The following is a 13,404-nucleotide window of genomic DNA, read 5'->3' as shown; positions in this document are numbered from 1 at the left end:
GCCCCCAATAATGAGCCCCGGCACAAGCTTCCATGGCAACGTGACAGGGTGGTTGTTTGGCCAGAAATCTCAGCAACTGCCGACGCCGCAGATTCCGGTGCCACAGCTCCTGGCCACTGGGCTTGAAGGCCACCAGCGCAAACAAATTCTTTGCTAGATCGATCCCGATGGTCGTAAGCTTATTCATGGTCTCCTCCTCAACTCATTTAGATAAAAGGGATGCTTTTATCTTGGCGCATTGCGACGCCGATTGGAGTGGGGAGGAGACCATCTCATCACCCTATGAATCTCATCTTTGGCAGCGGCCGCAGAAAAAACTGGAGCGCTGTCCGATCCGTCGCTGTTTCAGTGGGGTTCCACAGCCGGGGCAGGGCGCCCCGGCCTTCCCGTAGACCAGCAGCTCCTGGGCGAAATAACCCGGTTTGCCATCCTCCTGCTGAAAATCCCTGAGCGTGGTGCCGCCTCGCTGGATGGCGGCCGCCAGCACGCTTTTGATCTCCCCGGTCAGCCGGGCACAGCGAGCGGCTGATATCCGTTGGGCGGTCCGGGCCGGGTGGATGCCGGCGCGGAACAGCGCCTCGTTGGCATAGATATTCCCTACCCCCACGACGACATGGCCGTCCATGATCAGGTTCTTTACCGCCACCCGACGCTGTTGTGCCTGCCGGTAGAGATAGTCGCCGCTGAATTCCAACGACAGGGGCTCCGGTCCCAGGTGGGTGATCAGCGGGTGTTGCTCCACTGGCCGGTCGGTCCAGAGTACCGCACCGAAGCGGCGCGGATCACGCAGTCGCAGGCAACAGTGCCTGAACAGCAGATCGAAATGGTCATGTTTACCCGGGGTGGTTTCTCGCGGCAGTATGCGCAGGCTGCCCGACATACCCAGATGCAGTATCAGGGTCCCGTTGGCGAGATTGAGCAGGAGATACTTGGCGCGCCGTTCTACTGAACGAACGGTTCTGCCGGTCAGCAGGCTGGCCAGATCGTCCGGGATCGGCCAGCGCAGCTGCGGCTGGCGCACTGCAACCCCGGCGATGCGTTTTCCCTCAATATGCGGCGCAATGCCGCTGCGGGTGGTCTCGACTTCGGGCAGTTCCGGCATGCTATTGGTTTATTCCCGGGGCTCTGAGCAGGGCGTCGCTATTGAGTTGGTAGCCCAGCCCCAGCGCCTGATTGATCAGCAGAATCCTTGGCGCCTGGCTGATTATCCCCAGCTTTATCGGACCTTCGCTGCCCCGTAGACGAATGGTCAGTTGTTGTTCCGGTGGTGTATCAGGGGCCTTAATGACCTTGGACACCCGGGTGTGCTGCCAGGCCGCCACCTTCTCCTGTAACTGCTCCGGATCGCTTCCTGTGCCGTCAGGATCAAGCGTCCAGATGCCCTGCTGCCGGTACAGGCGCCAGGTCGGCGTATTGATTTCGCTGATCTCCTCACCGTCCGGGAACAGGGTATGACTGACAAACTCCTCGGCCCGGGCCAGGGCGTGGTGGGGGAAGATGTCATTGGTCAGATAGAGCTGGTCATCAATGCGCAGGTAGCGGCCATAGTTGTAGGGGTGGGTGCCGCCGAAGGTGATTTTGGTCTGGTTGAAAGTAAGTTCGGCCAGCGGCTGTTCCAGTCCGAATTCGGCCAGTCGATCGGCCGGCAGGGCAAAGGTTTCGATCTGCGGTGTGGAGAGCAGATCCAGCAGGCTATGGATGCGTGGCGTATTGGCGGCTACCTGGTAGGGCTCGGTCATGTGCCAACCCCGGGTGCCCCGTTGCAGAACGAACCGGGGACCGTTCTTGTTGCTGATGGTTATGCGCTTGACGGTTGCCGGATCCAGACGGGTAAGCGGACTGCCTGGATGGCTGCTCTCCTCGTCCGGGGTATACCAGACAAACAGGCCGAGCGCAGCCACCAGTAGTAACAGGAGCAGGTTGACCAGGCTTTGTTTGCGCATTGCGGGTTTTCCTAGGCCCTGCGGCGGCGCCACCAGATAAACAGGCCGGCGGTGAACAGCAGTATGGGTAATATAAACAGGAATCCAAGTCCGATGATGGCTCCGCTGGTGCGACTGAGGTCGAGCCGGGTATCGGGGGCGGTCCTGGCTGGAATGTCCAGCAGGTTATCGTCACCGCTGAGCCAGCGAATCAGGTTGAGGCCCAGATCGAGGTTGCCGCCGTTGCCCAGATAGCTATTGGAGAGAAAATCGCCGTCACCCAGTGCCACCAGCCGTTGTGATTTCCCGTCCAGTTGACGACTGAAGGCATAGCCCAGGGTCAGGGGGCCGGACTCCTCGCCCTGGTCGGCATCACGCTGCAGCTCGCCAACCAGTTTACCGGTCTCGTTCCAGCTGCCGGGCTGGGTCTGCAACAGGGGTGTAGTCTGCCAGCCTGCGGCGGTGCCGGCCTTGAGGGCGGCGGCAAACGGATAGAGTGTCACCAGTCGGAACTGGTTGGTAGCCGGATGCTCCGGAAATCGGGTCACCAGGGCGATGGCGGGATTGTCCAGACCCAGTCCGGCAGCGTTGGCATCCACCACGGTGCCGGGCAGTATTTCCAGGCCAAGCTCCTGAAACAGGCTCGGCAGTGCATGCTGTGGTCCGGGGTCGGTCAGCCAGAGCAGGTTGCCGCCCCGGTCAAGGTAATCGTGGATCACCGCTAGTTCACCCGGCAGATATTCAACGCGTGGCCCGGCAATTACCAGCAGCGCGGTATTTCTCGGGATTACCGGTTGCTCGGTCAGTTGCAGGGGCTGTATCCGGTAGCCCTTGCGCCGCAAGGCGGCGCCAAAATCCCCCAGGTCGTGATTGGCCTTGCCGTTCAGGCGGCGCTCACCATGCCCCTCAATGGTGGCGATCCAACGCTGGCCCTGCTGAATCAGTCGCTGGATGCTGTTGCTGATCTGCTGCTCATTCAGCGTGGACAGGTTTTCGCTACGTCCCTGGTAGCTGATGTGTAGTTCGCCGGAGCGGCGGATACCCGATTCACGGGTCAGCTCGGGCTGCAGGGACGGATCGATGAACTCCAGGGTGATATCAGGACGCGCCCGCTGATAAGGCTCTATGACTGCCCGTATGCGCTGGCGCAGTTGTGCATCGTCCGGGGCAAAGGAGCGGATCAACAGCGGCGCTTCCAGTCGACTCAATAGCTGCTGGCTGGCACTGCTGAGGCTGTTTCTGGCCCGGTCGCTCCAGTCGAATACGCCCTGATAGCGCTGGCTGAGCCAGCCGGCCAGGCCTATGGCAATTACCAGTAGCAGGTAGAAAAGCAGTCCCTCCAGGCGCTGTCTGAGGCGATTGCGGGAGACTGTTTTCAGTGGCTCAGTCACCACGGCGTCGACTCTCCAGGCGGTGGATGGTCATCAGCAGACTGCCGGCAATCAGCAGCAGGAAGTAAGCCAGATCACCGCTGCGCACCACGCCGTCGAGAAAGGGCCGGTAGTGGCTGCTCAGGGAGAGCCATTCGAACAGGCTGCTCCGATCATCGGTGCCGGACAGGTTGACGATCCAGAGAAACAGCAGCAATCCGTAGGTGCTGATGGCCGCCACCGCCGGCTGTTCCGTCATGCTGGAAAGAAACAGTCCAATGGCGCCGTAGCAGGCCAGCAGCAGCCCCAGGCCGAACAGGGCGGCGGCAAGCCGCCCCAGGTCCAGGGCGCCGCCCAGCAGCAGTGACAGCGGCATCAGCGCGGCCAGTAGCAGCAGCAGGCCGAACACGCCCAATACAGCCAGGTATTTGCCCAGTACGATCTGGGTTGAGGAGAGCGGAGATGAGAAGAGCAGCCGGATGGTGCCGCTGCGGTACTCGTCACACAGCAGGCGCATGGTCAGCAGCGGGGTCAGCAATAACAGGATCATGGCGCCGGAATCGAACAGCGGTGCGATTACCAGGTCGGTGACTCCCAGTTCCGATGCCCCGGCAATCAGTTTTGGTTGCAGCTGCATGAAGCTCTCAATCTGTACCAGAAACAGCCAGGCGAGAATCAGCATGGCGACGCCCAGCAGGCTCCAGGCAAGGGGGGAGAGAAACAGGGCTCTCAACTCTCTGCCGGCCACCGTGCGGATCACTGAACCCGCCCGCCGAGTGTGGCCTGGGTGAAGATGCGTTCCAGGTCATCCTGATCGGTGCGCAGTTCGCACAGTTGGCCGCCATGTTTCACGATCGCCTCGGCGATGTCGGCCGGGCTGCACTTATCTGAAAGGGTCAGCCGGAACTGGTGCGGGCTCAGGGGTTCAACCTGCAGTACGCCGGGCAGGGTGGTCAAATAGCCGTTCTCCGCATCATCTGTCGCCAGCGTGATCAGCAACCGGTTGCGCTGCTGTTGACTGACCGGCCCGGAATAGACCAGCCCGCCCTGGTACAGGATCAGCGCCCGGTCACAGAGGGATTGCACCTCGGGCAGGATATGCGTGGAGAGCAGAATGCCACGCTCTTCAGCCAGGTCCCGAATCAGCGTGCGAATCTCCCGTACCTGGTTCGGGTCCAGCCCGCTGGTCGGTTCGTCCAGGATGATGATGCGCGGGTTATGAATGATCGCCTGGGCAATACCTACCCGTTGCTGGTATCCCTTGGAGAGATTGCCGATCACCCGTGAGCCCATCGGTTTCAGTCCGCAGCGCTCCTTGGCCCGGGCAACGGCACGGTCCGTGTCGGACGTGCCGATCTGGTGCAGTCGGGCGCAATAGCGGAGGTATTCGTCCACCCGCATTTCCGGATAGAGTGGGGGCACTTCCGGCAGGTAGCCGAGGGTACGTTTTGCCCTGACTGGATCTTCCTGCAGATTGAAACCATCCAGCCGCACACTGCCACTGCTGGGTGCCAGTACACCGCTGATAATCTGCATGGTGGTGGATTTGCCGGCGCCGTTGGGGCCGAGAAATCCCAGCACCTCGCCCGGTTGCAGATCGAAATTGATACCCGCCACGGCGCAGTGATCGCCATAGTATCGGGAGAGGTTTTCGATGTGGATTAATGCTGCCATTGGGGCAGCAAGGTACAGGAGATTGGGTCGTGAGATCAAGGCGTCACGACCCGCTCTCCAAAGTTGCGGCAACTATCGTTAACCGGTGTTGGGTCGACACCCCATGCTGGAGCCCAACAGGATGAACAGAAGCAGTGCGCCCAGTCCGGCACTGATCAGGGCAATACCCACCTCTGAGCCGAGCAGGCTGAATAATATACCCAATCCCAGGCAGAGCAGGGTCAGAAAAACAATAGGCCGGCCCGATTCACGAAAGGCCCGGATAAGGCAATCTAGTTTCATGGCGTCACCTGTTACTTGATGGGATAAACCTACTCCGATTGTTTAGCGGGATGGCTGGTCCGGCGTGCCGGTATGCTGGCATACACAACTGGAGGTCCAGCGGGCAAAGGTGTGCTCGGAGGGAGGCTCCACTCCGATATAGTCCGCCGATAGCGCGAGAAAATCGGCTATCCGTTCCCGCTCCTGACAATTGATGGTTTGTTGTTCCATGGCAAGCCCCCTGTATCGATAATCTATTGATTAATACCATACTGTTTCGCTTGGTTATTATCAAGCACAAATATTTCAATGGTATTAAGCGTGTGACGATGATTTTTCTGATTGGCTGTCCGGTCCTGTTGGTGTTTATCCGGGGAACCAGCGGGTGGTAGCGGAGGGCTGGAGGGGGGCGCGTAAAAAATAGCACCTATTGCAATTGCGGATCAGGATTCTGGGTCAGCCAGAAAGGCTGTATTTGGTGCTGAGCCAGAAGATGCCCAAACTCCATGGCCGGAATCGGCTTGCTGATCAGGTAGCCCTGGATGTTGTCGCAGCCGCAACGCTTCAGGAACTTCATCTGTTCCTCCGTTTCCACACCCTCGGCAATCACCTCCAGTTTCAGACTTTTGGCCATGGCGCCGATGGTCATGGCGATGGCGGCGTCATCCTCTGAGCGGGTGATGTTCCGGATAAATGCCCGGTCAATCTTGATTTTGTCGAAGGGGAAGCGTTGCAGGTAAGAGAGGGATGAGTGGCCTGTACCAAAGTCATCCAGGGCCAGCCGGACACCCAGTTTTTTCAGCGCACTGAGGGCTTCGATCATGCGGTCCGGATCTTCCATCATGGTGCTCTCCGTGATCTCAATCTCCAGTGAGGAGGGATTGATTGCGGTCTTGCTGATGATCCGATGAACGGTGTCCGTCATGTCCTGACCTTCCAGTTGGCGTACCGAGACATTGACGGCGACAACCAGGTCTGGATAACCGTTGCGCTGAAACTGCTTGAGTTGCAGACAGGCGGTCTCCAGAACCCACTCCCCGATCGGCAGGATCAGACCGGTCTCCTCGGCCAGAGGTATAAACCGGTCCGGGCTGATCAGTCCGCGATGCGGGTGGTGCCAGCGCAACAGCGCCTCCATGCCGGTTATCCGGTTGGTCCGCTGGTTGAACTGGGGCTGGTAGTAGAGTTCAAGTTCATTGCCCTGAACCGCGTTGCGCAGGCCGTTCTCCATCTCCATGCGCTGCTGAACCTGGTGGTTCAGCTCTTCGGTAAAGAACTGCAGTTTTTCCCCATTGCGTTTTTTTGCCTGATACATGGCGGCGTCGGCATTGCTCAGCAGGTTGTCCAGTGTTTTACCGTCCTCTGGCCAGAGGGCGACGCCGATGGTGCAGCTGACATGGAGGAGGCGGTCGCCGACTGTTATCGGCTTGCTGATTTCCCGGCTAATTCGGCGTGCAAAGTCCGTGACGGTGTTGGCTGATTCAATCTCCGTCAACAGGATGACAAATTCGGCACCGCCATAGCGTGAAACGGTGTCGCTGGTGCGCGCCAGTTTCGTCAGCCTGTTACCGACTTCAACCAGCACCCGATCGCCGGTCTCATGCCCGAGGCTGTCATTGATCAGTTTGAATCGATTCAGATCCAGTATCAGCAGGGCGACTTTTTTCTGGTGGCGTTGCGAGTGGCTGATCAGTTGGGTGAAACGGTCGGTCAACAGGCTGCGATTTGGCAGGCCGGTCAGCTCGTCATGATAGGCGAGGAAATTAAGCCGTTCCTCCATCACCTTGCGCTGGGTGATATCGTGATGCATGCCGATATAGTTGCTGATCTCTCCCTGTTTGTTCCTGACTGGCGAAATGCTGACCAGTTCCCAGAACAGCTCGCCACTCTTCTTGCGGTTTAGCAGCTCCCCTTCCCAGATATGGCCCGACTTGATGGTGCGCCACATCTGTTTATACACCGCTTTTGGAGTCCGGCCGGATCGGGTTTTGTTATACCTTTTGCCAATAACCTCTTCCTGGCGGAAGCCGGTGGTGAGTTCAAAGCGGGGGTTAACATATTCGGTAACGCCTTTGGCATCGGTGATCACCAGGGAACTGACACTCTGCTCCACCGCCTGATGCAGTTTTCGCAACTCCTGCTCTGCCAGTTCCCGCTTTTGCCGGTCTGCCAGCAGACTCAGTCGCATCGATTCAAAACTCTGGCCCAGGCGGCCAAACTCGTCCTGTGCATCGATCAAAAAGGGTTGGTTGAGGTCACCGGACTCTATGGTTCTGGCAGCGTTCTCCAGCAGATTCAGGGGGGAGAGGATGCGCCGATAGGTGATGAAATAAGTGGCGATAAAGAGCATGAAAACCAGCAGAATAGTGGCCAGCAGACTGGCCACCGTCTGGTTGGCCTGCTGCTGAATGATGTCGATATCCTGCTGATTGTGGATACTGGCGGCTTCCGATATGGCGGTAATGGTATCGATGGAACGTGAGGCCTCAGAAAACCAGACCAGTTCAGTCACCGGATAGGGCATACCTCTCCTGCCGGCTTCCAGTACCTGATTGCGCAACTGTTCAAAACTGCCCTTGAATATCGAGTGATAATGGGCCAGGGCGGCCTTGATCTCCGGGGTTTCCGGGTAGAAGTCCAGAACTTCAAAACTCTTTTTCTCACCATACTCCATAGCCTCGCGGAATTGCACGAGCTGTCGAAGTTCACCCTCGTCAAGCGCCCGCTCCAGGGCAATGGCCCGGCCGATTGTGGCTCGTTCGCGACCGGCATACTCGGCCATTGTGTAGAATGAATCACGCAGCATCTGCCCGTAATTGATGACGTGCCCGGTTTCTTCCGTCGGGGCCATGATTGAACGCTGCAGTTTTGATATGTCATTGATTTTGCCTGTCATCAGACCAAGCCAGCGCAGCGATATCTGCGGGTCCCTGTCACCGAGAAAGACCCGATCCACTTCGCGGCGGAGTTGCTGCAACTGTTGGTGAATCTGCTGCATGGCCGGGTAGGCATGCTCTATAGGGGTCGCACCTTCAGGGGCGTGATGTTTCTGCAGGATTTGCGAGAACTCCTGGTATCTGTTGTCTGTTTTCTTGCGCTGGTTATTCAGGCGGACCAGCTGATCGGGGTCCAGCTTGTCCGGCATGGCCAGAAGTGTCGAGGTGAGACCCCGCTCCACGGCCAGTTCCGTGGTCAGCTTGAGTGATTTGTCCGCCAACAGGTTGACCAGTCCGAGTCGGCTGGCGGCTTGGTGTTGGCGGATGACGTCGATGCTGTTCCAGGCAATGGCAGAGATGGCGACCGCACACAGCAGGCCCAGTACCATCAACAGCAGTCGGCGTATACGGATATGGCAGATCAATTTTCGGAGCCCGGGCAACATATCACCTTATAGTTGTTTTGCGACGGCATCCCTGGCGTGAAATAATGCGCCCGTGTTGAATTCAGCCTGCCCGTGATGTCGTGCAGGTAATGCAGCGTCCCGGTCGCTATGCTTACAGATATGCTTGTCGGCGCCAACTAGCGATTCTTTAAAAAGTTTTTAACGAATCTACAGTAACCTTAATGTTGCTGTGGTATTAGCCCTCCACTTCATACTTTATTTGAGATATTTCATGCAGATCAGCGATTTTAAAGCCGTCATCCTCGATTATGTAACCCGTGACCAGAGTGGCGAGATCATCGACAGTTCCGCCAATGATGGCTATCTGACCTATATTCACGGCACCGAAAGTCTGATTCCGGCACTGGAGCAGGCGCTGGCGGGGCACCGGCAGGGCGAGAAACTGTCCGTCAGTATTCCCTGTGAAGAGGCCTATGGTGAGCGGGATGAGAGCCTGATCGAGGGAGTGCCCCGGGACAATTTTCCCGGTATCGAGCGTATCGAGGTGGGCATGCAGTTCCAGACCGAAATGGATGAGGGGGTCCCCTTCCTGGTGACGGTGGTGGAGGTGGATGAACAGACGATCACCGTGGACGGCAATCACCCCATGGCCGGCAAGGACCTCAACTTTGATCTGGAGATTATCGAGGTGCGAGAAGCCAGTGCCGACGAGATCGAGCACGGCCATGTGCATCACGATGGCGCGCACTGTCAGACTCACTGAACCGCCCGGGCGTTATGCATTACCGCATACCTGAGCGGCTCGAGACCGAGCGGCTCGTTCTGCGTACCTTTCAGGAGGAGGACTGGCGGGACCTGCACGCCTATTACTCCGACCCTGAATGCACCCGCTACACGATGGGGAAACCGCTCAGCGAGGCGGGAACCTGGCAGGTGCTGGCGGGGATGATCGGCCACTGGCAAATGCGCGGCTATGGGCCCTACGCAGTTCTGGAGCGCGGCTCTGGCCGGGTGATTGGTCCGGTCGGGCTCTGGTATCCCCTGGACTGGCCTGGACCGGAGATCAAATGGGCCCTGGCCAGGGATTTCTGGGGGCAGGGCTATGCCCTTGAGGCGGCCCTGGCGGTAAGGCGGATGGCCGCTGAGACCCTGCCCGGGCTCCGGCTGATCAGCTTTATCCAGGCCGAGAACCGCGCCTCTATCGCACTGGCGGAACGGATGGGGGCGCTGTTTGAAAAGACCCTGCCTTTCCGCGGTGGGGAGTGGTGCCTCTACCGGCACCAACATTGATGAAACGGGGGAATCGAGATGGCGATTGAACCACAGGAAATCCTCGACTACTGGTTTACCGAGCCGGTCTGTCGGCACTGGTTCTCTCCCACACCGGAGCTGGACCAGGAGATCGGTGACCGCTTTGAGCGCCTCTGGGTACTGGCATCCGAGGGGCAGCTGGATCACTGGATGACCAGCGCCGAGGGTTGTCTGGCCCTGGTGATCCTGCTGGATCAGTTTCCGCTGAATATGTTCCGCGGCCGGCCTGAGAGCTTTCAGACCGAAGCCCAGGCCAGGACTGTTGCCGGAGTTGCCATTAAACGCAGCTTTGATGAGACCCTGAGCGGAGCCCGCTGTGCCTTTCTCTACATGCCCTACATGCACAGCGAGGACCCGGACGACCAGGATAGATCTGTCGAGCTCTATGAGCGTGCCGGGCTGCAGGATAACCTTGCCTTTGCCCGGCACCACCGGGAGATTGTGCGCCGCTATGGGCGCTTCCCCCACCGCAACGCCATTCTGGGCCGACCGAGCACTCCTGAAGAGCTGGAATACCTGAGCTCCGAGGGGGCATTCACCGGTTGACGGTGCCCGGCGTGACTATTCGTAGGTGCAGAGATAGGCGGTCTCGACCGCTACCTTGAGCTGAAACTTCGCCCCTGCCTCCACGACAAACTGTTCACCGGACCGATAATCCTGCCAGTCGGCTGCACCCGGCAACTTGACAGTGAGACAACCGCTGACCACGGTCATGGTCTCCTTCTGGCTGGTGCCGAACTCATACTCACCCACGGCCATGACGCCGACAGTCGCCGGCAGGGTGGCGGTCTGAAAGGCGATGGAGGCGACATTGCCGTCAAAGTACTGGTTGATCTTGAACATGGGGTGACTCCCGGGGATGAAAAAAGGCGCTAAAGGTGGACCGATTCTGTTGGAGCGTCAACCCTTTTTTCGTGCCCATGCCTCCATCGGAGACGTCGCCCATTGGCGAACGTGGCGCCCTATGATCTTGAATCCGAAAGGGTGGCGTTGATCAGCCCCGGCGCGCACTCGATCTCCTCGACCACCACCGAGGTCTTGATACTGCCCACCCCGGGTACCGACATCAGTCGGTGCATCAGAAACTCCGACATCGCCTTGAGGTTGGGTAGCCGCGCCTTGATCAGGTAGTCGGTCTCGCCTGTCAGGGAGAAGCACTCGATCACTTCGGGCACATTTTTAATCGCGTCGCTGAAGCGTTGTGCCGGGTTGGGACCGTGGGCATCCAGGGAGACATTGACAAAAATAGTGATCTCCAGTCCCAGTGCCTGTGGATCGATCTGCGTGGTATAGCCGCGGATGATATTCAGTTCCTCCAGTCGCTTTACCCGACGGTGGCATTGGGAAGGGGAGAGGAATGCCACCTCTGCCAGTTCATGGTTGGAGGCTTTGGCATGGCTCTGCAGGTGAGCCAGTATTCGGAGGTCGGCTGTATCAAGTGCCTTGTCGTGCATTATTTTCTCTTTTTGGTGGGCTTTGCTGCGAATTTGTTGCAATAAACAGGGTTGATTATAGGTTATTTGCAAAATGATTGAAGCGTATTAATGGTAACCTTGCCGCCTTGATTATCCATAGAGAGGACGGTCATCCGGCATTCCCGGGTTGCCGCGTCTCACCGTGACCGAGGACTCCATTTGTGAATGCGCTCGCTGAAGAGATCAACCCTGCCCTGGCCAGTCGGCGTTTCATGTCCGGAAACGAGGCTGTGGCCCGGGGGGTCTGGGAGTCTGGCGCCCGCGTCGCCACGGCCTATCCCGGGACACCAGCGACCGAAATCCTGGAATACCTGGGTACCTATGACGATATCCATGCCAACTGGTCACCCAATGAGAAGGTGTCGCTGGAGGTAGCCATCGGAGCCTCGATGTGCGGCACGCGAGCCTTTTGCGCCATGAAGCATGTCGGTATGAATGTAGCGGCTGATGCACTGATGACCCAGACCCTGGCGGGGGTGGTGGGTGGGCTGGTGATCGCTATTGCCGACGATGTGGGCATGTCCTCGTCCCAGAACGAACAGGACTCGCGCTACTGGGGGCGTTTCGCCCATCTGCCTGTGCTGGAGCCGGCCGATTCCCAGGAGGCGTATGCGATGGTGCTTGAGGCGTTTGAACTCTCCGAACAGTTTGATTGCCCGGTGATTCTGCGCCTGACCACACGGATCTGTCATGTCAAGGGAGTGGTCTCCACCGGTCAACGCCAACAACATGCTGCCGCAGGTTTTACCCCCGATCCTGCTCATTGGGTGATGGTGCCGGGAAACGCAAAAAACCGTTTGCAGTTGCAGCACCAGCGGGATGGGAAATTGCGCGCCTACAGTGAGCAGTCTCCCCTCAATTCATCGCAACCCGGCAGCGATCAGCGGTATGGTTTTGTAACCTCAGGACCTGCCTATGTCCATGTGAAAGAGGCGTTCCCCGAGGCGCCAGTGTACAAAATCGGTTTCAGCCATCCACTGCCGGTGGAACAGATCCGGCAATTTGCCGGGGGGGTTGGGTCCCTGATTGTGGTGGAGGAGACCGAGCCGCTGATCGAGAATGAACTCAAGGCTGCCGGTCTGACTGTCAGCGGCAAGGATATCCTGCCTGCCAGCGGCGAACTGGCACCGGAGATCCTGCGCCGGGGTATCGCTCGTCTGAACGGTGAAGTTGAACAGCCGCCTGCCCAGCCGATAGCGATACCGCCGGTACAGGCACTGTTCCCCCGTCCGCCCACCATGTGTGTCAGCTGCCCCCATCTGGCGGTCTTCTATACCTTGTCGCGGCTGCGCAAGCGGGCCAATTTTGCCGGTGACATCGGCTGTTACACTTTAGGTGCCGGCAAGCCCTGGAATGCCCTGGATACCTGTATCTGCATGGGGTCGGCGATCGGCATCGGTCTGGGTATGGATCTCGGGCGCGGTGAGAGCGACAAGGAGAAGGGGATCTTCTCCATTATTGGTGACTCCACTTTCCTGCATCTCGGTATCCAGGGGCTGCTGGACCTGGTCTACAACCAGGGCAATGTGACGGTGATGATCCTGGACAACTCCGCCACCGGCATGACCGGAGGCCAGAACAACCATGGCAACGGGCGCGACCTGCGGGGCCGGGAGGCGCCGAAGGTGGATTTTGCCGAGCTGGCCTGTGCCCTGGGCGTAGACCGGGAGCGCGTGCATGTGGTGGACCCTTATGATCTGCCGGTGCTTTACAAGATCGTCAAGCAGGAGATGGCGGCGCCGGTGCCTTCGGTCATCGTGGCCAAGCGTCCCTGTGTGCTGACCGACCGCTTTGCACCGCGTCGTCCCCTGATGGTGGAGGCGGACAAATGTAACGGCTGTGCCAACTGCCTGAGTGTCGGTTGTCCGGCCATCCTGGTGACCCGGCGGGAGACCGAGGTGCGCAAGGGCGGGCGAGAGGTGATGAAGGCGTGGGTGCGCATCGAATCCGCCGCCTGTACAGGTTGTGATATCTGCTTGCAGACCTGCGGGCCGGAGGCGATATTGCCGGCCGATCTCTCCAGGATAGAGCCGATCGAGGAGTGATCC

At 58.8% G+C, this 13,404-nt stretch carries 14 protein-coding genes and 1 pseudogene; 4 read left to right on the top strand and 11 right to left on the bottom strand.

Going from position 1 to position 13,404, the window contains the following annotated elements; translation table 11 throughout:
- The 9 genes and pseudogenes from A3GO_RS0110820 to A3GO_RS25340 form a co-directional block, all read right to left on the bottom strand.
- Positions 1–187, bottom strand: a pseudogene (locus A3GO_RS0110820) (IS110 family transposase); the annotation flags it as partial.
- A gap of 102 nt (positions 188–289) precedes the next feature.
- Positions 290–1,102: a bifunctional DNA-formamidopyrimidine glycosylase/DNA-(apurinic or apyrimidinic site) lyase gene (mutM, locus tag A3GO_RS0110815; protein ID WP_029133412.1), complete on the bottom strand. Its 813-nt coding sequence runs from the start codon at positions 1,100–1,102 to the stop codon at positions 290–292.
- A 1-nt stretch (position 1,103) separates the two neighbouring features.
- A complete protein-coding gene (locus A3GO_RS25345) occupies positions 1,104–1,943 on the bottom strand; it encodes a DUF4340 domain-containing protein (RefSeq protein ID WP_051302174.1) in 840 nt (279 codons plus the stop codon).
- Between the two features lie 11 nt (positions 1,944–1,954).
- A complete protein-coding gene (locus A3GO_RS0110805) occupies positions 1,955–3,313 on the bottom strand; it encodes a GldG family protein (protein ID WP_245621712.1) in 1,359 nt (452 codons plus the stop codon).
- Positions 3,306–4,052, bottom strand: coding sequence for an ABC transporter permease (locus A3GO_RS0110800; protein WP_029133410.1), 747 nt, complete (start codon positions 4,050–4,052; stop codon positions 3,306–3,308). The genes A3GO_RS0110805 and A3GO_RS0110800 overlap by 8 nt, the downstream gene beginning before the upstream one ends.
- Positions 4,049–4,966, bottom strand: a complete 918-nt coding sequence (locus A3GO_RS0110795) for an ABC transporter ATP-binding protein (RefSeq protein ID WP_029133409.1) — start codon at positions 4,964–4,966, stop codon at positions 4,049–4,051. Before A3GO_RS0110795 ends, A3GO_RS0110800 begins: the two co-directional genes overlap by 4 nt.
- A gap of 78 nt (positions 4,967–5,044) precedes the next feature.
- Positions 5,045–5,248, bottom strand: coding sequence for a hypothetical protein (locus A3GO_RS0110790; RefSeq protein ID WP_029133408.1), 204 nt, complete (start codon positions 5,246–5,248; stop codon positions 5,045–5,047).
- A 42-nt stretch (positions 5,249–5,290) separates the two neighbouring features.
- Positions 5,291–5,458, bottom strand: a complete 168-nt coding sequence (locus A3GO_RS26115) for a hypothetical protein (RefSeq protein ID WP_157606783.1) — start codon at positions 5,456–5,458, stop codon at positions 5,291–5,293.
- Between the two features lie 196 nt (positions 5,459–5,654).
- Positions 5,655–8,609: an EAL domain-containing protein gene (locus A3GO_RS25340; protein ID WP_051302172.1), complete on the bottom strand. Its 2,955-nt coding sequence runs from the start codon at positions 8,607–8,609 to the stop codon at positions 5,655–5,657.
- 232 nt (positions 8,610–8,841) lie between these two features.
- Here A3GO_RS25340 and A3GO_RS0110770 point away from each other — a divergent pair, with 232 nt between their 5' ends.
- From A3GO_RS0110770 to A3GO_RS0110760, 3 genes are read left to right on the top strand one after another with little or no spacing between them, the layout of a single operon-like run.
- The gene (locus A3GO_RS0110770) at positions 8,842–9,333 is read left to right on the top strand and encodes an FKBP-type peptidyl-prolyl cis-trans isomerase (protein ID WP_029133407.1); all 492 of its coding nucleotides are present in this window, start codon (positions 8,842–8,844) and stop codon (positions 9,331–9,333) included.
- Positions 9,334–9,347: 14 nt separating this feature from the next.
- Positions 9,348–9,860, top strand: coding sequence for a GNAT family N-acetyltransferase (locus tag A3GO_RS0110765; RefSeq protein ID WP_029133406.1), 513 nt, complete (start codon positions 9,348–9,350; stop codon positions 9,858–9,860).
- A gap of 18 nt (positions 9,861–9,878) precedes the next feature.
- Positions 9,879–10,427: a DUF924 family protein gene (locus tag A3GO_RS0110760; RefSeq protein WP_029133405.1), complete on the top strand. Its 549-nt coding sequence runs from the start codon at positions 9,879–9,881 to the stop codon at positions 10,425–10,427.
- A 15-nt stretch (positions 10,428–10,442) separates the two neighbouring features.
- On the opposite strand, the gene ppnP is transcribed toward A3GO_RS0110760, so the two are convergent.
- Together ppnP and A3GO_RS23565 are read right to left on the bottom strand one after the other, a co-directional pair.
- Positions 10,443–10,724 carry a pyrimidine/purine nucleoside phosphorylase gene (ppnP, locus tag A3GO_RS0110755; RefSeq protein ID WP_029133404.1) on the bottom strand — a complete coding sequence of 94 codons (282 nt, stop codon included), beginning with the start codon at positions 10,722–10,724 and terminating at the stop codon, positions 10,443–10,445.
- 119 nt (positions 10,725–10,843) lie between these two features.
- Positions 10,844–11,335: an Lrp/AsnC family transcriptional regulator gene (locus tag A3GO_RS23565; RefSeq protein ID WP_037375146.1), complete on the bottom strand. Its 492-nt coding sequence runs from the start codon at positions 11,333–11,335 to the stop codon at positions 10,844–10,846.
- Between the two features lie 182 nt (positions 11,336–11,517).
- On the opposite strand from A3GO_RS23565, the gene A3GO_RS0110745 reads away from it, so the two are divergent.
- Positions 11,518–13,401, top strand: coding sequence for a thiamine pyrophosphate-dependent enzyme (locus A3GO_RS0110745; RefSeq protein WP_335340033.1), 1,884 nt, complete (start codon positions 11,518–11,520; stop codon positions 13,399–13,401).
- Positions 13,402–13,404 lie beyond the last annotated feature (3 nt).

Source organism: Sedimenticola selenatireducens DSM 17993, from assembly GCF_000428045.1.
In the GTDB taxonomy this organism is placed as follows: Bacteria; Pseudomonadota; Gammaproteobacteria; order Chromatiales; family Chromatiaceae; genus Sedimenticola; species Sedimenticola selenatireducens.
The sequence above is the reverse complement of the archived record's forward strand: the minus strand, read 5'-3'. Positions and strand labels throughout refer to the sequence as shown.

Excerpts from the sequence above, each read along its gene's own strand:
- A3GO_RS25340 (WP_051302172.1), bottom strand. The coding sequence starts at position 8,609 with ATGTTGCCCGGGCTCCGAAAATTGATCTGCCATATCCGTATACGCCGA.
- A3GO_RS25345 (WP_051302174.1), bottom strand. The coding sequence starts at position 1,943 with ATGCGCAAACAAAGCCTGGTCAACCTGCTCCTGTTACTACTGGTGGCT.
- A3GO_RS0110795 (WP_029133409.1), bottom strand. The coding sequence starts at position 4,966 with ATGGCAGCATTAATCCACATCGAAAACCTCTCCCGATACTATGGCGAT.
- A3GO_RS0110770 (WP_029133407.1), top strand. The coding sequence starts at position 8,842 with ATGCAGATCAGCGATTTTAAAGCCGTCATCCTCGATTATGTAACCCGT.
- A3GO_RS0110765 (WP_029133406.1), top strand. The coding sequence starts at position 9,348 with ATGCATTACCGCATACCTGAGCGGCTCGAGACCGAGCGGCTCGTTCTG.
- A3GO_RS0110760 (WP_029133405.1), top strand. The coding sequence starts at position 9,879 with ATGGCGATTGAACCACAGGAAATCCTCGACTACTGGTTTACCGAGCCG.
- A3GO_RS23565 (WP_037375146.1), bottom strand. The coding sequence starts at position 11,335 with ATGCACGACAAGGCACTTGATACAGCCGACCTCCGAATACTGGCTCAC.
- ppnP (WP_029133404.1), bottom strand. The coding sequence starts at position 10,724 with ATGTTCAAGATCAACCAGTACTTTGACGGCAATGTCGCCTCCATCGCC.
- A3GO_RS0110790 (WP_029133408.1), bottom strand. The coding sequence starts at position 5,248 with ATGAAACTAGATTGCCTTATCCGGGCCTTTCGTGAATCGGGCCGGCCT.
- A3GO_RS26115 (WP_157606783.1), bottom strand. The coding sequence starts at position 5,458 with ATGGAACAACAAACCATCAATTGTCAGGAGCGGGAACGGATAGCCGAT.
- mutM (WP_029133412.1), bottom strand. The coding sequence starts at position 1,102 with ATGCCGGAACTGCCCGAAGTCGAGACCACCCGCAGCGGCATTGCGCCG.